General features: G+C 51.4%; 12 protein-coding genes and 1 tRNA gene. 5 read left to right on the top strand and 8 right to left on the bottom strand.

The genetic code is table 11. The annotated features are described in order from the left end of the window. Positions 1–115: 115 nt before the first annotated feature. Positions 116–3,700 (bottom strand): pyruvate:ferredoxin (flavodoxin) oxidoreductase, encoded by a 3,585-nt coding sequence (gene nifJ / locus CKO12_RS02980; protein WP_200153251.1) that lies wholly within the window; start codon positions 3,698–3,700, stop codon positions 116–118. 239 nt (positions 3,701–3,939) lie between these two features. Between nifJ and CKO12_RS02985 the strand changes: the two genes are divergently transcribed. Continuing rightward, a tRNA-Ser gene (locus CKO12_RS02985) sits at positions 3,940–4,029 on the top strand. Between the two features lie 58 nt (positions 4,030–4,087). Here the strand turns inward: CKO12_RS02985 and serS are convergent. Beyond that, the gene (gene serS, locus CKO12_RS02990) at positions 4,088–5,365 is read right to left on the bottom strand and encodes a serine--tRNA ligase (protein WP_200153252.1); all 1,278 of its coding nucleotides are present in this window, start codon (positions 5,363–5,365) and stop codon (positions 4,088–4,090) included. Positions 5,366–5,373: 8 nt separating this feature from the next. Then, entirely contained in the window at positions 5,374–5,967 is a 594-nt protein-coding gene (locus CKO12_RS02995; RefSeq protein WP_200153253.1) for a class I SAM-dependent methyltransferase, read from the bottom strand. Positions 5,968–6,107: 140 nt separating this feature from the next. On the opposite strand from CKO12_RS02995, the gene CKO12_RS03000 reads away from it, so the two are divergent. Together CKO12_RS03000 and CKO12_RS03005 are read left to right on the top strand one after the other, a co-directional pair. Further along, complete coding sequence (locus CKO12_RS03000) at positions 6,108–7,559, top strand: vWA domain-containing protein (protein WP_200153254.1); 1,452 nt, start codon at positions 6,108–6,110, stop codon at positions 7,557–7,559. A gap of 46 nt (positions 7,560–7,605) precedes the next feature. Further along, positions 7,606–8,520: a hypothetical protein gene (locus CKO12_RS03005; RefSeq protein WP_200153255.1), complete on the top strand. Its 915-nt coding sequence runs from the start codon at positions 7,606–7,608 to the stop codon at positions 8,518–8,520. 46 nt (positions 8,521–8,566) lie between these two features. Here CKO12_RS03005 and CKO12_RS03010 read toward each other — a convergent pair whose 3' ends face one another. The 4 genes from CKO12_RS03010 to CKO12_RS03025 form a co-directional block, all read right to left on the bottom strand. Then, positions 8,567–12,385 carry a DUF3683 domain-containing protein gene (locus CKO12_RS03010; RefSeq protein WP_200153256.1) on the bottom strand — a complete coding sequence of 1,273 codons (3,819 nt, stop codon included), beginning with the start codon at positions 12,383–12,385 and terminating at the stop codon, positions 8,567–8,569. 65 nt (positions 12,386–12,450) lie between these two features. Beyond that, positions 12,451–12,915, bottom strand: a complete 465-nt coding sequence (locus CKO12_RS03015) for a HepT-like ribonuclease domain-containing protein (RefSeq protein WP_200153257.1) — start codon at positions 12,913–12,915, stop codon at positions 12,451–12,453. Next, positions 12,912–13,193 carry a nucleotidyltransferase domain-containing protein gene (locus CKO12_RS03020; RefSeq protein ID WP_200153258.1) on the bottom strand — a complete coding sequence of 94 codons (282 nt, stop codon included), beginning with the start codon at positions 13,191–13,193 and terminating at the stop codon, positions 12,912–12,914. The genes CKO12_RS03015 and CKO12_RS03020 overlap by 4 nt, the downstream gene beginning before the upstream one ends. Positions 13,194–13,213: 20 nt before the next feature. Continuing rightward, positions 13,214–15,706: a PAS domain-containing sensor histidine kinase gene (locus CKO12_RS03025; RefSeq protein ID WP_200153259.1), complete on the bottom strand. Its 2,493-nt coding sequence runs from the start codon at positions 15,704–15,706 to the stop codon at positions 13,214–13,216. On the opposite strand from CKO12_RS03025, the gene CKO12_RS03030 reads away from it, so the two are divergent. Further along, positions 15,705–16,274 (top strand): RDD family protein, encoded by a 570-nt coding sequence (locus CKO12_RS03030; RefSeq protein ID WP_338032683.1) that lies wholly within the window; start codon positions 15,705–15,707, stop codon positions 16,272–16,274. The genes CKO12_RS03025 and CKO12_RS03030 overlap by 2 nt on opposite strands. A 140-nt stretch (positions 16,275–16,414) precedes the next feature. Here the strand turns inward: CKO12_RS03030 and CKO12_RS03035 are convergent, their stop codons facing one another. Beyond that, positions 16,415–17,188: a hypothetical protein gene (locus CKO12_RS03035; protein WP_200153261.1), complete on the bottom strand. Its 774-nt coding sequence runs from the start codon at positions 17,186–17,188 to the stop codon at positions 16,415–16,417. 266 nt (positions 17,189–17,454) lie between these two features. Here CKO12_RS03035 and CKO12_RS03040 point away from each other — a divergent pair, with 266 nt between their 5' ends. After that, positions 17,455–20,403, top strand: a complete 2,949-nt coding sequence (locus CKO12_RS03040) for a DUF4116 domain-containing protein (RefSeq protein WP_200153262.1) — start codon at positions 17,455–17,457, stop codon at positions 20,401–20,403. Positions 20,404–20,405: the final 2 nt, after the last annotated feature.

A 20,405-nucleotide genomic window follows, 5' to 3' on the forward strand; every position in this document is an offset into this window, starting at 1 on the left:
TGATTCCGATAGTTTGAGAGGAGTATTGGCGTTAAAAAATTAACCCAATTGAATCGCCACTCAATGACAGATGCGCTAATACAGTTGGGTTGCCACAGGCAACCCAACCGATTGATTATTTAGCCCCGCCGCTCGCTTTTTGTACCGCCAATTGCGCTAACTGTTGATACAGTTCAAATCGCGCTTGGACATGCCGTTGCGATAATTGCAGGTAATGTTCCGCAATATCGGGATGGGTGCGCGTCAATAAACTAAACCGCGTTTCCGAAGCAATAAATTCCCGATAAGGTACGCTCGGCGCATTGGAATCTAACTGCAATGGATTTTCACCCGCTGCAGCGCGGCGCGGATCATAACGGAACAATGACCAATGCCCAGAATTGACCGCCAATTGTTGTTGACGCAGGTTATTGGATAAATCCACGCCATGCGCAATGCACGGTGAATACGCAATAATGACTGAAGGGCCGTCATACGATTCAGCTTCTAAAAACGCCCGCACCGTTTGCGTATCCTTCGCGCCAAAAGCAACCTGCGCGACGTAGCAGTGCTCATACGTCATCGCCATCATTGCCAAATCTTTCTTGAAGGTCGCCTTGCCGCTGGCTGCAAACTTCGCCACCGCGCCCAACGGCGTCGATTTTGAGTTTTGCCCGCCCGTGTTGGAATACACTTCAGTGTCTAAAATCAACAGGTTGACGTTGTGACCGCTGGCAAGCACGTGATCGACGCCACCATAACCGATGTCATACGCCCAGCCATCGCCACCGACAATCCACACGCTGCGCTTCACCAATTGATGACACAGCGACTCCAGCAACCGCGCCTGCGGACCGGTCATTCCCTGCAACTTGACCCGCAGCGCGGCGACGCGCTCCCGCTGCGCGGCAATTCCGGTCTCGTTGTCCTGCGCGGCAGTCAACAAGCCATCAGCCAGCGTGTCGCCCAGCGCACTCGCCAACGCCGTCACCAATTCCCGCGCTTGCTCGGTCTGCTTATCCACCGCCAGCCGCATTCCCAAGCCAAACTCGGCGTTATCTTCAAACAGCGAGTTACACCAGCTCGGGCCGCGACCTTCCGCAGTGGTGGTGTAGGGCGTGGTCGGCAAATTGCCGCCATAAATGGAGGAGCAGCCGGTCGCGTTAGCAATCAACATCCGCTCGCCAAACAACTGCGTTGCCAGCTTGACATACGGCGTCTCGCCGCAGCCGACGCAGGAGCCGGAGAATTCAAACAGCGGCTGTAACAACATCGCGTGCTTGATTTTGGTGGGATCGACTTGGGTGCGGTCGTATTCCGGCAGGCTCAGGAAAAAGTCCCAACTGGCTTGCTCGGCAGCGTGAATCGTGCCCGCTTCCACCATGTTAAGCGCCTTGTGACTCGGATCCGTGCGATCCCGAATCGGGCAGACATCCGCGCACAGTCCGCAGCCGGTGCAATCGTCCGGGGCGATCTGATAACTGATTTGATAGCCAGCGGGAAAATCTTTGCCTTTCACGGTGGCATGACGGAAACCCGCCGGTGCCTGCGCGAGCAGCTCTGCCGGATACACCTTGGCGCGGATCGCTGCGTGTGGACACACCAACGGACATTTGCCGCACTGCGAACACAGCTCGGCATCCCACTGCGGCAGCTCCAGCGCCAGATTGCGCTTTTCATACTGCGTGGTGCCGGTCGGCCAAGTGCCATCGGCAGGCATCAAACTGACTGGCAGTTGATTGCCGTGTCCATCCAATAAAGTCGCAGTCACGCGCTGCACAAATTCCGGTGCCGTCACCGGTATCGTCAACCCGCGCTCCAGCGTGCTGGTGACAGTGCCCGGAATAACGACCTGATGCAGCCCGGCGAGGGTGGCATCAATCGCCTGATAATTGCGATCCAACAGCGCCTGCCCTTTTTTGCCGTAAGTTTTCTTCACCGCCGCCTTGATCTTCTCAATCGCCTCATCCTTGGGCAGCACCCCTGAGATGGCGAAAAAGCAGGTCTGCATGATGGTATTGATGCGCCGTCCCATGCCGGTCGCCGCCGCAATGCCATACGCATCAATCACATAACACTGGATTGATTTATCAATCATCGTCTGCTGCATGGTGCGCGGCAGCTCGTCCCATACCTGCGCCGCCGGGGTCGCGGTATTGAGCAGGAACACTGCGCCTTCCCGCGCTTTCTCCAGCATGTCGTAGCGGGCGACGAAGGTGGGCTGGTGGCAAGCCACAAAGCTGGCTTCATTGGTGCCCACTAAATAAGTGCTCTGAATCGGGCGCGGCCCAAAACGCAGATGGCTGATGGTCATCGCGCCAGCTTTTTTGGAGTCGTACTCGAAATAGCCTTGACCGTAATTATCGGTGTCTTCGGCGATGATTTTGATGGAGTTTTTATTGGCAGAGACGGTGCCGTCCGAGCCAAGTCCATAAAATACGCAGGCGGTGACGCCGAGAGTGGCATCGGCTTTGAAATCAGCATCCCACGTCAAGCTCAGGTGGCTGACGTCATCAATGATGCCGACGGTGAATTGTGAGCGCGGAGCCGGGCTGGACAGCTCGTCAAAGATGCCCTTGACCATCGCGGGCGTGAATTCTTTGGAACCCAAGCCATACCGTCCGCCGCTGATGCGCGGCATCGTTGCCCGCTCACCTTGGGCGAATGCCTGCGCCAGCGCGGTGACGACATCTTTGTATAACGGTTCGCCATCGCTGCCCGGTTCTTTGGTGCGATCCAACACGGCTAACCGCGTCACGCTGGCGGGTAACGCTGCGACCAGATGGGCGGCTGAAAAGGGGCGATACAGCCGGACTTTGAGCATTCCGACCTTTTCGCCCCGCGCAGTTAAATGCGCCACCGTTTCCTCTACCGCGCCGCAGCCTGATCCCATCAGCACGATCACGCGCTCGGCATCTTCGGCGCCGACGTATTCAAACAGCCGATAGGAGCGTCCCGTCAGCGCCCCGAGGCGATCCATCACTTGCTGCACGATCTCAGGTGCGGCGGCGTGATACGGATTGACCGTTTCGCGTCCTTGAAAATACACATCTGGATTCTGCGAGGTGCCGCGCAATACTGGCTGATCTGGATTCAATCCCCGCGCCCGATATGCCTGCACCGCGACGTCGTTGATCATTTCCCGCACGACCTCTACCGGCAGGCGTTCGACCTTGGCGACCTCGTGTGAGGTGCGGAAGCCGTCAAAGAAATGCAGAAACGGCACGCGACTTTCCAAGCTGGCGGCGTGGGCAATCAGGGCACTGTCCATCGCTTCCTGCACCGAGCTGGAGCACAGCATGGCGTAGCCGGTAGCGCGACACGCCATCACATCGCCATGATCGCCAAAGATCGACAACCCCTGCGCTGCCAGCGCCCGCGCTGAGACATGAAACACCACCGGGGTCAACTCACCGGCGATCTTGTACATGGTCGGGATCATTAACAGCAGCCCTTGCGAGGCGGTGAAAGTGGTCGCTAACGCTCCGGCTTGCACTGCTCCATGCAGTGCCCCCACCGCGCCAGCTTCACTTTGCATCTCCACCACGCGTGGCACCGTGCCCCACAGGTTTTTGACGCCCTGTGCTGACCATTCATCTGCCCATTCACCCATGTTCGATGAGGGCGTGATCGGATAAATGGCGATCACTTCGCTGGCTAAATGCGCGACATAGGCCGCTGCTTCATTGCCGTCCAGCGTTACCATACTCTTTTGCAACATCGCTCTTGATTCCGCTTTCAATGGAAAAAATGATCCCGTTACCACGCGGCAGGATCAGCGCAAACTGGATAACTATATCCCGAAATCCTGACTGGTGACTTGATTTTATGTTGCAACTGCACAAAGACGCTGCGTGCTGCACACTGCTGGTGCAGTGGGGACGCGGACGTGGAGATAGACAGAAGCGGTGGCGAAACCTACAATGCGCGACCTGATTGCGCGTTTCGATCAGAATTTCAGGAGAGGTGCCAGAGTGGCCGAATGGGCTTGACTCGAAATCAAGAGAAGGCGCAAGCCTTCCGTGGGTTCGAATCCCACCCTCTCCGCCAATACTAAAAAACCCGTTAATGATTTAACGGGTTTTTTTATGTCACTTGCTGGCGCTGATTAATTGCTCAGGCGTTCGCGCCCGCCCATATATGGACGCAGGGCTTCAGGAATCAGAACATCGCCGTCTGCTAATTGATAATTTTCTAACACTGCAACCAAAGTGCGACCCACAGCTAACCCCGAACCGTTGAGCGTGTGGAGCAATTCCGGTTTGCCAGTCGCCGGATTGCGCCAGCGTGCTTGCAACCGCCGCGCTTGAAAATCCCCAAAACTGCTGCACGACGAAATCTCCCGATACGCCTGTTGCCCCGGCAACCAGACTTCTAAATCGTAAGTTTTACGCGCTGAAAAACCGAGATCGCCCGCGCACAGCGTCACCACCCGATACGCCAGCCCCAGCCGTTGCAAAATCATTTCCGCATGACCAGTCAGCATCTCCAGCGCCGCTGAAGAATCCTCCGGACGCACGAGCTGCACCAATTCCACCTTTTCAAATTGATGCTGGCGAATCATGCCCCGCGTATCGCGCCCGTATGATCCCGCTTCACTGCGAAAACAAGGCGTATGCGCCACCCAACGTCGTGGTAAAGCCGCCGCCTCCACAATCACATCCCGCGCCAAATTGGTCACCGGCACCTCGGCAGTCGGAATCAAATACAACGGTTTTTCGCCGGGCACTTGAAACAAATCTGCCGCAAACTTTGGCAACTGACCGGTGCCCTGCAAACTCTCCGCGTTGACCAAATAGGGCACATACACCTCGGTATAACCATGTTCAAGCGTATGAATATCCAGCATAAACTGAATCAACGCCCGTTGCAGTCGCGCCAGCGTACCCGTCAACACCACAAACCGCGCCCCGCTCACTTTCGCCGCCACATCAAAATCCATCCCGCCATGCAGCGCACCGAGATCGACATGATCCTTGGGCGGAAACGCAAACTCCGGCGGCGAACCCCAGCGCCGCTCCTCACGGTTATCTGCCTCCGTGCGCCCATCTGGTACCGACGCATCCGGCACATTCGGCATATTCAAACTGAGCGCATTAAATTCCTCTTGAATACCGTTCAATCGCGCCTCAGTTGCCTTGAGTTGCGCTCCCACCTCCGCCATTTCCGCTAATAATGGCGCAACTTCCTGTCCAGCAGCCTTTGCTTGACCGATTATTTTAGAACGGGTATTGCGTTGATTTTGTAATTCCTGCACCGTGATTTGTAATCCTTTACGCTCCGTTTCAAGCGCCACCAAACGTGCTTGATCAAGAATTACCCCACGCCGTGCCAATTGCGCGGCAATTGTTTCAAGATCAGTGCGTAACCAACGTGGATCTAACATTGCTATTCCTATACTTGCTCTGGTTTTTTAACAAAAAGTGCCGTAAAGTCTTCACTCATATATTCATCTTCAATCTGGCACTCAGCACCAAGTTCTTGCGCAATCTGCACAATCTCAATGGGCTGATAAAAATTATAAGTAAACGAGGTATTGCGCCCCTTGAGCAAATTAAACCCAAACGCAACCCGAGATGCCGTAAAACAGTTTTTAATAAACAGGCGTGTTTCTTTGCGCGTCAACGTATTCATTGCCCCGCTGCACACATAATAATCTGCTGATGGCAACGCATCCGTGAGCACATCACGCAGTAAAATGTCACAACCGGTGCGAATTCGCGCCGTTGCCACCATTGGCTCCATAATATCTAAACCAATATACTTACGCGGCGGCTCACCTCGTTGCTCAAGATAACAATAGAAATCACCAAAACCACATCCCACATCAACTAAAGTAAAGCCACTTAAATCAGTTGGTAACAATTGGCGCAAAATCTGAAACCGGAGCTGCTGTGATGCAGTTGAATTCCAATGCACTCCTTGCGCCGTTTCACCATGCGCTGCTAATGCAGTGCGATAAAAATCATCAGTATCAACTCTGGGCATTTTTTTACTCCTCACCATCACTCGGCACGACCGCCCCGAACGAATGAAATACTTTAGTGAATTATTGTTAGCACCGCGCCAACAATTCCGCTTAAACTCTCGCGCTATTTCCCGTCACCACCATCTCAGGACATCACCCCATGATACGCATTTTTCCTCTCATTATTATCACGCTGTTACTTATTGTTTCCTTACCAACCACCGCAGTTGATGTGGTATTAACGCTTGATCGTTCCCTCAGTATGAAGGGCACTGATCCAGACCGCGATAGCATTAAGGGTGCGGAATTGTTTGGGCAGTTATTAAGCGACCATGATCGGCTGGCGCTTACCAGCTTTGCGCAAAACAGCAAATGTCTTTTGCCATTAACGCCAATTGCTGATGAGAACATGCCACAAAAATTCACTGAACACACGCAACAATTACAAATGAGCGGAATTCGGACAAATTTTGAATCCGCATTGCGGGTTGGGTATCAAATTTTTCAAGATCAACCCGCCGATCCCAACGATGACAAAGTGTTAATTTTATTTTCAGATGGGCAACTCAATCTCGGCACTGAAGAAGCCAATCACACTGCGCAAGCAACCATTTTTGATGAACTCATTCCTAAATTTCAAGCCGATCATATTCGCGTGCTTGGCGTTGCTTTTTCTCCCGAATCCGATTTAGAGTTTTTAACAAAAATTGCGGAGGCAACCGGCGGTCAAGCCTTTCGTGCAGAAAAACCAACCGATATTTATGATGCCTTTGTGCGCTTGTTTGAACAAACAGATCAACCACTTATTGCGCCAATTGTGAATAACGGAGTGCAGGTTGATGAGAATGTTAAAGAACTCAACGTATTAGTAAAACGGAATGCTGGTGATGGCGCAGTACAACTGACTACGCCAACGGGTCAGCAGATTGACGTGACAACAAAACGTCCCAACGTTGCTTGGAAAAGCTCTTCCTATTTTGATCAGGTGAGTATTCAACAACCTGAAGCTGGCATTTGGAAAGTAAATGCTGATAATGAACACAAAAAAGCCTACATCAATAGCGAGTTGGATTTACGCGTGACGCTGCCAACATTAGCGCGGTTTAGTGATACGGTTGTTGTCGCCGCGCAATTGCTGTATCAGGGCACTCCAATCAATCCTGAAATTGTTAAAAATACGCGCTTTATGGCAGTTGTTTTTGACGCTGGTGGCACTAAAATGCAGGAATTAGAACTCACAACCAATGCCACCGAATTAGCAACTTATGATTATCGCGGGATTCTCAAGTTTGAACATCCGGGGCCATTTGAAGTGCAGGTCACAGCAACGCATCCTGATTTTCAACGTCAGAAAAATCGCTTTATCACCTTAGTCAAACAAATACATCCTAATTTAACGCAACCTGCAGCGCAGGATGCAACAGCAGCACGTTCAACCAACGAATCATCACAACCCATTTCTGATGAAGCAGCACGAAAATCTGCTATCTTTATTTTAATCATCAGTAATCTTGCACTTCTCGCCGTTATTGGCATCGGAGTTGGTATTTGGTGGTGGCGGCGTTCTAAAATAGCCAAAACTGAAAGTGAGGATTTTGATCTTGATGATTAACAACTGTTCTTAGCTGTGAACACACAACAAAACGGCGTATTTCACTATGAATCTTACCTATTATATTTCAGTTTACAGCCTTGCTGAAGCGTTAGTATTGAGCATCATACTAACCTTGTTTTTTGGGATTCAATGGTGGCGAATACGCCGAGTTCATCACCATTATGAAGCGTTTTGTGCAGCGGGGCTGGCATTATTTAAGCAAGACATTCAGCGTCTTCACGCATTCCCCAACGCAAGAACTGAATTGCAAGACAGTCACATTGCAGTACTCAAAATGCTTGCCGCGCCTTTCAAAACAGAACAGTTACAAACGCTTGCTGCATGGGAGCACATTCTGCAACAACTCGAACAGCATTATGAACATTTGGCGCAGGTCACTCAGTCTCGTGCGCCACATCCAATTGCACACGCGCAATCAGATTGCGATCTTGCATCGTGCAATCACGATGAATTGCATCATAGCGGTATTGCCACTGAACAATTAGATGCAGCAGTGGGTGAATTGCTTTCACAATATCAGGCAACCACCGCAACAATTGCGCTCAATCAAGAAGCCACCGCGGAAATTAAACATAACTTTGAAGCGTTGCAACTGGCTAATCAAGAATTACGCTCCCGAATTCAAGTCAATCAAGATCGTGAAATTCGGGAAAAACTGGATGCTGTTGAACAAAGCAATGCTGCGTTTATGCGGGCGCTGGCAGTGAAAGAACGCAATTATAAGCTGTTGATTAAAGAGCATGAGACGTTGCAAATTCACATTCACAACTTACAAATCAGCATCACTGAATATCGTAAAGCTGTGCATAAATTGCTCTTAAAACAAGACAGTTTAATTGAGGAAAATAAACTGTTGCGTGAGCAAAACGACAGTACCACGAAATTGGTGGGGCAGCTTAATCGGAGCTATGACACGCTGCGCAACGAATACACCAAGTTATTTGAAACGACGCGCTAAACACAATCACCGTTGTTGGGCGCGTCGTTGCGATAGCTTAAATGAGCTATAGCAATACGCGCTCAATTCCTCCTGCCTGCACCTGCATTAAAAACGTTTCCTGCCAATCGCTGCCGAGCATTCGGTTTGCTAATTCGACGACGATATAATCAGTTTTTAAGCCGGTGTCCATTTGGTATTTCGCCAAACCTTGCTGACACGCCGGACACGCAGTTAATAATTTCACTTCTTCATTGCTTACTTTTTCACTTCCAATCAACTGCCGAATTCCCGCCGTTAATTCCTCTTGTTTGCGCATTCGCACCTGATTGGCGATGTCGGGGCGCGTGATGCCCAACGTGCCGGCCTCGCCGCAGCAGCGCGGCGATAACGTCACTGTTTGCCCGAGCAGTCCGGCAGCGACTTTGAGCGGGGCGTGAGTTTTCATCGGCGAGTGGCAAGGATCGTGATACAGATACTGCACCTCGGCGCTAGCTGCGAGGCTAACGCCTTGTTCTAGCAACCATTCGTGGATGTCGAGCAGGCGGCAGTTGGGAAAAATCCGCGCAAATTCGTATTGCAGCAGTTGATCCATGCAGGTGCCACACGACACCAGCACGGTGCGAATATCTAAATAATTCAGCGTGTTGGCGAGGCGATGCAACAGCACCCGATTGTCCATCGTCATTTGCCGCCCGGTGGTCTCCAAACCGCTGGCGCGTTGCGGATAGCCGCAGCACAGATAGCCCGGCGGCAGCACGGTTTGTGCGCCCTGTTGCCACAGCAGCGCCAGCGTCGCCAGCCCAACATCGGAAAACAGGCGCTCGCAACCGCAGCCGGGGAAATAAAACACTGGCTCGGCATCTTCGGCAGCGCGGCGCGGATCGCGCAAAATCGGTATCAACGTTCGATCTTCCAGCGCCAGCACTTGTCGCCACGTCCGCTGCGGCAGCGCGACCGGCACCGAGCGGCTGACTAATTCCAGCACTTGCTGGAGCGGCTGCGGTGCGCCAGTGGTTGCGCCCGGCTGCGCGGTACGGCGAGCGGTGAGATGCAGCAGTTTCGCGGCACGATGCGCGAAGTTGAGCGCAGTTAAGCCCCACTGCGCCAGCAGCAGTCGCCACAGCCGCACGGCGCGAGGATCGGTGCTGTTGAGAAATTGCAGCGTCGCCCACGCCGCCGGATTGAAGCGTTTTTGTTGACGGGCGACCAAAATCCGCCGCATCCGCATCGTGACGGTGCCGAAATCAATCTTCACCGGACAGGGCGGCAGGCAGTGATGACAGACGGTGCAGTGATCGGCGACGTCGTTCATCTCCACAAAATGATGCTGCGACAAGCCGCGCCGGGTTTGCTCTTCGTATAAAAACGCTTCAATCATCAAGCCAGTGGCGAGAATTTTGTTGCGCGGCGAATAGCTGAGATTGGCGCGAGGAACGTGGGTCATGCACTTGGGTTTGCATTTGCCGCAGCGCAGACAGTGTTTTACGTCGTCATTGAGCGCCCCGAGTTCGGTTTCTTCGAGGATCAGCGCCTCTTGTTCAACCAGCCGCAGCGACGGCGTGTATGCGCCGCTCAATCCCGAATCCGGCATCAGCTTGCCGCGATTGAACACTGCGTGCGGATCAACCCGTTGTTTATAGTCAACAAAAGCGGCGAGTTTGGCGGGATCAAGGAATTGCAGCTTGGTGATGCCGATGCCGTGCTCACCGGAGATGACGCCGCCTAGCGCGGTTGCCAGCGCCATGATCCGCGCCACGATCCGCTCCGCCTCGTGCAGCATGGCGTAATCAGAAGAATGAACCGGGATGTTGGTATGAACGTTGCCGTCGCCGGCGTGCATGTGCAGCGCGACAAACAGGCGCGACTCACGCAGTTGGCGATGAATGGCGAGAAGATGCTCGCGCACTGGCGTCCACGCCGCGCCAGCAAAGATGTCATTCAACGCCTCCGCCACTTCCAGCCGATAGGATTGGCGCAGCTCACGGCGGAGCAGCACATCCAGTCGGCTCCCCTTCTCCACAGCAGCAACCGCTCCTGACAACTGGATTTCCGCCAACACCTCGCGCCAACGTGCTCGCGCTGCGCTCACCAGCGCGATGGCGGCTGTGCGTTTTGCCTCCAACAGCGCCAGCACCTCCGCTTCAGCCGCATCCATCTCCGGCGGCAGCGCCAGCGTGTCCGTTAAATACTCCAGCACCGCCGTCATCATCGCGTCCTTGTTGCGCAGCGACTGCTCGATGTTGATTTGTTCAATGCCCCGGCTGTAATCCGCCAGCCGCTCCAGCGGGATAACCACGTCTTCATTGACTTTGAAGGCGTTGGTGTGACGCGAGATCGCCGCTGTCCGCGCCCGATCTAGCCAAAACCGTTTCCGCGCCTCCACGCTGCTGGCAATAAACCCCTCGCCATCTCGCGCCTGCACCAAGCTGACGAGATGCGCGGCAGCGGCGTCCACTGCGGCGGCGTCATCGCTGACCAAATCGGCGAGCAGCAGCATTTTTGGCAACGCCCGCCGCGTGGATTTGGTGGTGTAGCCGACGGCGCGAACGTAACGCTCATCCAGATGTTCCAAACCGGCGATCTGCACGGTGGCGCGAGCGGCGATGTCATCGCGGATTTCGAGAATGGCGGGGACGGCGCGATCTAAATCTGCGCCGAAAAATTCCATGCACACGGTGCGGACGTGCTCCGGCATTCGGTGCAGCAGGAATCGCGCTGAAGTGATGATGCCGTCGCAGCCTTCTTTTTGAACGCCCGGCAGCCCGGACAAAAATTTGTCGGTGACATCCTTTCCCAGCCCGGCTTTGCGAAATGCAACGCCCGGAATTTCCAACAGCTCCGGCGCACTTTTTGGCGTCACGCCTTCGGCACGAAAGCGGCTGAGACGAAAGCGCACCAGCGGCTGCTCGTGAATTTTGCCGCGATTGTGATCGAGCCGTTCGATCTCCAGCCACTCCGCATCTGGCGTCACCATCCGCCACGACACCAGATTATCCAGCGCCGTGCCCCACAGCACCGCCTTTTTGCCGCCAGCATTCATGGCGATGTTGCCGCCGATGCAAGAGGCGTCCTGCGAGGTCGGATCAACCGCAAATGCCAAACCGTTGGCGTCGGCGAGATCGGACACGCGCCGCGTGACCACGCCAGCGCCGCAATGAACGGTGGGCACGCGCTCCGCTCCGCCAGACAATTCGATCCACTCCACGCCCGTCAGTTGCTCCAACTTTTCCGTGTTGATGACGGCAGTCAGCGGATGCAGTGGCACTGCCGAGCCGGTGTAGCCGGTGCCACCGCCGCGAGGAATCAGCGTCAAACCGCAGTCGAGACAAGCGCGGACAATGGGCGCAACTTCGCGCTCGTTGTCGGGAGAAATAACCACAAATGGCAATTCAACGCGCCAATCGGTCGCATCGGTCGCGTGAGCGACCCGCGCCAAACCGCCAAAATCAAGGTTATCGGCGCGAGTGACGCCCGCGAGCGCCTGCCGCAACTGCTGGCGCTGGCGCTGTTCGGCAGCGAACCAAGCGCCAAAACGCGCCACCGCCGCTCGCGCTGCCGCCAATAACCGCGCTGCATCGCGGTTGTCATTCAAACGCAATTCAAATTGATCCAGACGATGCGTTAATGCTTGTAATAACAAACGACGGCGTTTTGTATTTTCTAATAAATCATCTTGCAAATACGGATTGCGCGTCACGACCCATAAATCGCCGAGCACCTCAAATAACATTCGCGCCGAGCGCCCGGTGCGACGACTATTGCGCAATTGTTCAATTAACTGCCACAGTGGTTCACCGAGAAAGCGAATCACAATCTCGCGGTCAGAAAACGACGTGTAGTTATAGGGAATTTCGCGGATACGGGGCTGCGGTGTGGTCATCATGTATTCAACTTGAAAAATTTGAGAGGTGCGTTGTCATCAAACGAGATGTTTTCAAAGTAGCCTTACTAAAGCGCAGATTGATAACGGTAAATCAATTCGTCACTATACGTCATCACTTGTGGAATGACTGCTAATAATAGCGGAGTGAGCGCCGCAACTGCGCGATAAATGTCTGGCATCTTGGCGCTGGCGTATTCGTGAGCAATCAAATTGCGCAATTCACGAATGCGCACTAACTGCCGTGCTTCCGTCACCCAACCGCGTTTTTCTGCCCGCTGAATACGATCTAAAATACTGCCTTGCGGCGTTAATTCCAAATCATCAATTAACCGCAGCACCCGTTGTATCAACACATCGGCAAGACGGGCAAAACGACTGGTGAGCGATTCCAAGCGTTCGAGTTCTTCCAATGACCACGTTGTGCATTCAATGAGTTGCTGCGAGCGCGTTAATGAATACTGCAAATGGGTTGCAGCCAATTCAAGGTTGATGATTCCCTCACGCAATAGATCAATTTTATCTACGCTCATAACTGCACTCCAGTTTTCACGGCGATGCGGGCGATTGGTTGCGTCATCTCTGGCGCGATAATTAAATCAATTTTCTGCTCGCCGAGTATTAAATGCAACTGCGCTAGAATATCTAATTTTGCCATTAAGTCGATGCGTTTTGATAGTACAAATAAGTTAATATCGCCGCCGCGTGCTTGCACATCAACGCGGGAACCAAACAAATACACGACTGCATCGGGATCAATTGCAGTGATGATGTGGCGGATTGTGTGTTGTTCAAATGCAGTGAGGCGCATGAGTATCTGACAAGAAATCGTTAATCGTTATGAAATGCTGCCAACGGCAGCGCCACATAAAACGCTGCACCGTGCCCCAATTCTGATTCTGCCCAAATACGCCCCTCGTGATTTTCAATAATGGTTTGACTGATTGCCAATCCCATACCCATACCATTTTCTTTCGTGGTCACGAACGGATTAAACAATTCTCCTAATTGCGCGGGCGCAATGCCGGGACCGGTGTCTTCAATCAATACCCACGCTTCAGTAGCGCGAATTTCTGTGGTAATACAGAGCTGGCGCTGTGATTCTGGCTGTGATTCCAACGCATCCAACGCATTGCTCATCACATTCAGCAACACCTGTTCAATTTGCACTAAATCAACCCGCACCGGAATACAATCAACTTTGCACAAATCCAAGCGAATTTCTACGCCTAACCGATTGGTATCAAATTCTAAAAATGCGCAGACTTCGCGCACTAAATGATTCAAATCAACTTGCGCCCGAATTGGCGGCTGTTTTCCCACTAATGCCCGCAACCGCCGAATAATCTCACTCGCTCGCTGCGCTTGTGCAGTAATATGTCCCATTGCCGTCATCAATTCTGCCGGTTGCGCAGAACTATTATGCAAACGCCGACTGCAACCGTTGGCATAATTCACAATTGCGGCGAGCGGTTGATTCAATTCATGCGCCATTCCGGTTGCAATTTCACCCAGCGTACTTAAACGACACACATGCACTAATTCCGCTTGATGTTGCCGCGATTCCTGTTCGGCGCGTCGCACGGCGGTAATGTCCCGCGCATATAAATTCACATAGCCAAGATCACGAATTGGCGCAAATAATAACGAATAGAGTTGACCATTCACTTCAAATTCATGTTCTAACGGCTGCCCGGCGGTTAATGCGTGCGCCAAGGTGTCGCACCATTCTACCGGCAAGTATTCACCAGCATCTAATTGTTGCCATGCCAGTAACAACGGACGACTGGCATTATTGGCATACACAATTAACCCGTCGGCGGTGACGCGCATAATTGGCGTGGGGCTTTCGCTGGCGAGCCGCGCTAGACTTTTAATCTCTTGTTCTGCCTGTTTGCGGCTGGTGATGTCGTGAATATAAAGGGTATAAAACCGCTCATCTTCTAATTCAATTAACGCAATTGAAATTTCAACCGGACGCTCTGTACCAGTGGCGCGTCTGGCTAATAATTCGCACCGTTCTTGCGGTTCACGATGCAAATGATGTGAGCGATCTAATAAGCGTTTGAATGCAGCCCGCGCAATATCTGGCAAACAATGTTCTGCAAAAGATAAACCCAAAGAGTCTTGCCGACTTCGCGCAAAAACACGTTCTGCGGCGGAGTTAAATTCAATCATTTTTCCATCACGATCTAATGTGACCAACGCATCCAGTGAGGCTTCCATCATTGCGGCTTTCAGTGCTTCACTTTCGCGCATTGCCGCTTGATGTTTGCGATTGGTTTCTTCTCGCGCAATTAACACTAATTGAGTGAAATGACGGATCCAATCTTCTAATAGCAGTAATTGATTGCCGTCTCGATCAAAGCCCGGTTCGGCAATGCCTAATGCCCGCTGCGAAAAGCGTGTCATGCGTTTTAATACTTTATTCAACCGCGCTGAAACGAGATAAATCACTGCCGTAAAGACGCACACAAAAACCAATGCTGCGATTAAGCGTTGGCGGCGTTCAAAAATACGCACATGCCGCGACATCTTTTCCACCACGCTGCGCGGAATGAAGGTTGCAAATAAAGGATGCGCTGCGCCGCCTGCGTATTCCGGCAACGCTTGGGTGGTAATCATGTAGTTGCCATTCCAATGCAATAACGGGCTGCCGGGTGGCAAAACGCTGGAGTCAATGCTGGCAACTAATCGTTGATCGGCAGCATCAACTAATGCTACCGCTGCCCGTTCTACGTCGAGTCCGTGTTGTGAGACGCGCAAAAAGGCGTCATCAATTGACACTAACAGCAATAAATAACCGAGCGGTTGGCTATTCATGTCTTCAATGATGGCGCTATTGATCACATAAAAACGATCATTGATGCGTTCAATCATGGCGGCATGGGTGAGCCAAGATGCGGTGATTTGAGTGACGCTTGCATCGAATAGCGGAGTGGTGCCAGTTTGGAAAATTTCGCGCACCTGCCCGTGTAAATCGGTCAATACAAGATGGGTGGGTAAACTCAGCGCGGCGCGTTCAAAAAAATCTGGCAGCCATAGCGGACGGGCGGCGCTGTACACGATTGGCGGGGTGGGTGAGAGCGGATGGGTTTCTAAATAGACGGACAGGCGGCGATGATTGGCTAATAATTGCGTTAAACCGCTATAGCTGGCGAGATGACGCTCAAAACGAATCAGGCTTTCTTGTGCCCGCAGCTCCAGTTGTACCCGCAATTCTTGCCGGAAAATTTTATCAACTTGGAAACTTTGAATCTGATCGAGAATGCTCCATACCGCGAGACCGGCGATCAAGCCGACCAGAATCGCAATCCAGGGCATGGGTACCCGTCGCAATAACTGGAATAAAAGTGGTTTAATAGTGAGGCGTTTTAACTTCACAGCTTCCTTCCGAAGCATTCAATCATTAACCCATTCGGTCACTGCCAATATGGAATTCGATATTACTCGTGCGCAACAACCTTCCTTGTTTCGTCGCCTCGGCGCGATGCTATACGACAGTCTGTTACTGCTCGGAATTTTGATGCTGGCAACGGCGCTAGTCACCATTCCGTATGAAATGATCACGCATACGCCAATTTATGCGACCAGCGTACCGCTCACCCTGCTGCGGCTCTATTTGCTCGCAGTGGTGGCGGCATTCTACGTCTACTTTTGGGCGCGGGGCGGACAAACGTTGGGGATGCGGGCGTGGCGGTTTCGCGTGATTCAAGACGACGGCAATAACCTGACCTTTGGCAGTGCGTTGACGCGCTTTGATTGGGCGCTGCTCAGTCTGCTGCCAGCGGGATTGGGGCTGTGGTGGAGTCTGTTTGACCGTGATGGTTTGGCATGGCATGACCGCAAATCACACTCGCGGCTGGTGATGTTGTCTCAAGCGGCTGGCTAACTGTATCTGTTTGATTCACATTTGTTGTCACACAGACATGAATCACTCCAGCGCATTGGACGCGCTGGAGTGAAATAATTAATAAAACCAACTGCGTCACTTCTTAAATCAGGAAGCGTTGATTTTATTTGGGCTAAAAATCAATCATCATCGTCTTCATCTTCATCGTCGTCGCCTTCATCCATATCGTCCACATGTATTCTCATTTCTCCATGACATCCATTGTCTTCTATATTTTCATTACCCTCATCATCAGAATACTCAACAGTAGCATCACAAATGTCCCACCCTTCATCTTCTATGTCATTGAGTATGTCATCAAAAGTCTTTCCATCTTCTTTTGAGATGCGAATAACGATCTCAGGAGATTCGTCACATTGGAATTCAAGGTCAAATTTCCTGATTATTTCAGTTTCCGTCTCTTCGGCTTCAGTACACATAACATCAACGTCGCCGCAGCCAAACCTTGTTCCTTCTCCCAATTCAAGGCGCATTATCTCAGCGCCATGATATTCCAATAAATACTCAAGAGCGTTGAGGTTAGTATTGACGGAACGCTGTTTTAAAATAGCGCCATCCCGCATTTTAACCTTGCCAGATGTTCCCAATGCTATACTCTCAAACTCAAGAATAAATCTCAAATTTGGAAACTGTTTTGAGAGTTCATATACAGTCCATAGTGATGGGTAATTCCTCGATTCCCATAAAATACTGTCTCCTTCGGTAGAAAAGCTATCAATCCATGGACCTTGGGAATCGCATGGCCAGTCACATTCCGCATCTCCATTGCTGTTGTCTTCTAAATCTCGGAAACAACGACCAATATCTGCAAGCGCATTCGTAAAAGCGAAAAATTGAGATACCTTGTCGCTATCGCCGTCTACTTCAAGTGTGTTATGGCAAGTTTCACTCATTGATATACTCCTTCAGTCAGTTTTGAAAAATGCTGACGTTATCAGTCAGCGGTTAAACTACAATAGGGTGCAACTTTTTTCTAGTGCTCGTTCAGTGCTCCAAACATCAGCACGATGCTATTTTACATCAGGTTAATGGTCAAGTGTAGACTGCTCCATCCAACTTTTAGTATAATTTTTCGCGGCAGGGTGTCGTCATCTAGCCGCCGATATCCATGCGCTTTAAGGCGTGGAGAATGTCAAATCAATGTTAACGGAAACTTGTTATGAGCTCAAAAAAAGTAGTATCCGCTGGGCAAGATGCGTTGAATGCTGATTCTAATCAGGATAAAAACGCTGAGGAACTGCAAGCTGACCGCAAGAGCGTCCTTGCTGCGGTTCAGAAAAATGGCTGGGCTTTGGAACATGTCACTGCGGAATTAAAAGCCGACCGTGAGATTGTTCTCGCTGCGATTCAGGAAGATGGCCGGATTTTGCAATGTGCTGCTGCGGAATTAAAAGCTGACCGTGAAATCGTGCTCGCTGCTGTTAAGCAAAAGGGCAGTGCTTTGAAGTATGCTGCTGTAGAATTAAAAGCCGACCGTGAAATCGTGCTCGCTGCGGTTCAGCAAGATAGCAGGGCTTTACAATATGCCACTACAGTTGACCGCGAGATTGCCCTTGATATTATTAAGAGCAATGGAGTTTTTTTGAAATATGTCCCTGATGAACTAAAATCTGACCGTGAGATCGTGCTCGCTGCCATTAAAGAAGATTACAGGACTTTGCAATATGCCGCTGCGGAATTAAAAGCCGACCGTGAGATTGTCCTCGCTGCCATTAAAAAAGATTGCAGAGCTTTGCAATATGCTGCTGGTAGCTTAAAAACTGACCGTGAATTTATCCTTGTTGCAGTTCGGCAAAATGGCGGAGATTTAAAATATGCCGCTACGGAATTAAAAGCTGACCGTGAGATCGTTCTCGCCGCTGTTCAGCAACGTGGCTATGCTTTGGAACATGCGGCTGCGGAATTAAAAGCTGACCGTGAGATCGTTCTCGCCGCTGTTCAGCAACGTGGCTATGCTTTGGAACATGCGGCTGCGGAATTAAAAGCTGATCGTGAGATCGTTCTCGCTGCGGTTCAGCAAAAATATGCTTTGGAATATGCCGCTACGGAATTAAAAGCCGACCGTGAGATCGTTCTCGCTGCGGTTCAGCAAGATGGCGGTGCTTTGGGATATGCCGCTAAGGAATTAAAAGCTGACCGTGAGATTGTTCTTGCTGCGGTTCAGCAATTTAGCAATGCTTTGGGATATGCCGCTGCGGAATTAAAAGCCGACCGTGAGTTCGTTCTCGCAGCGGTTCAGCAACGCGCAGGGTCTCGTGCAAATGGCGGGGCTTTGGAATGTGCTGCTACGGAATTACAAGCTGACCGTGAGATCGTTCTCGCCGCTGTTCAGCAACGTGGCGGCTTTTTGAATTATATCACTACGGAATTACAAGCTGACCGTGAGATCGTTCTCGCTGCGGTTCAGCAAGATGGCACTGCTTTGGAATATGCCGCTGCGGAATTAAAATCTGACCGTGAGATTGTTCTCGCTGCCGTGCAGGAACGAGGCTATGCCTTGAAATATGCCGCTGCGGAATTAAAAACTGATCGTGAATTTATGCTCGCAGCGGTTCAGCAGGATACATGGGGGCGGGCTTTGGAATATGCCGCTGATGAATTAAAAGCTGATCGTGAAATCGTTCTCGCCGCTGTTCAGCAAGATGGCAGTGCTTTGGAATATGCCGCTGCGGAATTAAAAGCCGACCGTGAAATCGTTCTCGCTGCGGTTCAGCAATATTTCGGGGCTTTACAGTTTGCCGCTGCGGAATTAAAGGAACTAAAGGAACTAAAGGAATTAAAAGCTGACCGTGAGTTTGTCCTCGCTGCAGTTCAGCAAAAGGGCGGAGCTTTGCAACATGCCGCTGAGGAATTAAAAGCTGACCGTGAGATCGTTCTCGCCGCTGTTCAGCAAGATGGCAGTGCTTTGGAATATGCAGCTGCGGAATTAAAAGCCGACCGTGAAATCGTTCTCGCCGCTGTTCAGCAAGATGGCTGGGCTTTGGAATATGCCGCTGATGAATTAAAAGCTGATCGTGAGATCGTTCTCGCTGCGGTTCAGCAAGATGGCAGAGTTTTACAGTTTGCCGCTGAGGAATTAACTGCCGACCGTGAAATCGTTCTCGCCGCTGTTCAGCAATATGGCTGCTGGGTTTTACAGTTTGCCGCTGAGGAATTAAAAGCTGACCGCGAGATCGTTCTCGCCGCTGTTCAAAATGAATGGACTTTGCAATGTACCGCTACGGAATTAAAAGCCGACCGCGAGATCGTTCTCGCTGCGGTTCAGCAAGATGGCATGGCTTTGAAATATGCCGCTACGGAATTAAAAGCTGACCGTGAGATCATCCTTGCTGCGGTTCAACAAAATGGCTGGACTTTGCAATATGCCGCTGCGGAATTAACCGCCGACCGTGAGATTATCCTTACTGCGGTTCAGAAAAATGGCTGGACTTTGCGATATGCTACTGCGGAATTAACCGCCGACCGCGAAATCGTTCTCGCCGCTGTTCAGCAAAAAGGTAGTGCTTTGGAATATGCCGCTGATGAATTGAAAGCCGATCGTGAGATCGTTCTCGCCGCTGTTCAAAGATATGGCGGCGCTTTGAAATATGCTGCTGATAAATTGAAAGCCGATCGAGATTTCATTCTCACTGCCGTTCAGCGCGAAGGTTTGGCTTTAATGTATGCTGCGAAGGAATTGAAAGCCGATCGTGAGATTGTTTTCGCTGCGATTCAGCAAGATGACAAGGCATGGAAATATGCGGCTGATGAATTGAAAGCCGATCGAGATTTCATCCTCACTGCCGTTCAGCGCGAAGGTTTGGCTTTAATGTATGCTGCGAAGGAATTGAAAGCCGATCGTGAGCTTGTTCTCGCCGCCGTTCAGCAAAATAGCGGTGCTTTGCAATATGCCGCTGCGAAATTAAAAGCTAACCGTAAGATCGTTATTGCTGCGGTTCAGCAAGATGGCGAGGCTTTGCAATATGCCACTGCGAAATTAAAAGCTGACCGTAAGCTCGTTATTGTTGCGATTCAGCAAAATGGCGCAGCTTTACGATATGCCGCTGATGAATTAAAAGCCGATCCTGAGATTATCCACATGGCGCAGTTAAACACGACTGAAAAATAACT

Origin of the sequence: Chromatium okenii (assembly GCF_016583745.1) — a bacterium.
GTDB lineage: Bacteria > Pseudomonadota > Gammaproteobacteria > Chromatiales > Chromatiaceae > Chromatium > Chromatium okenii.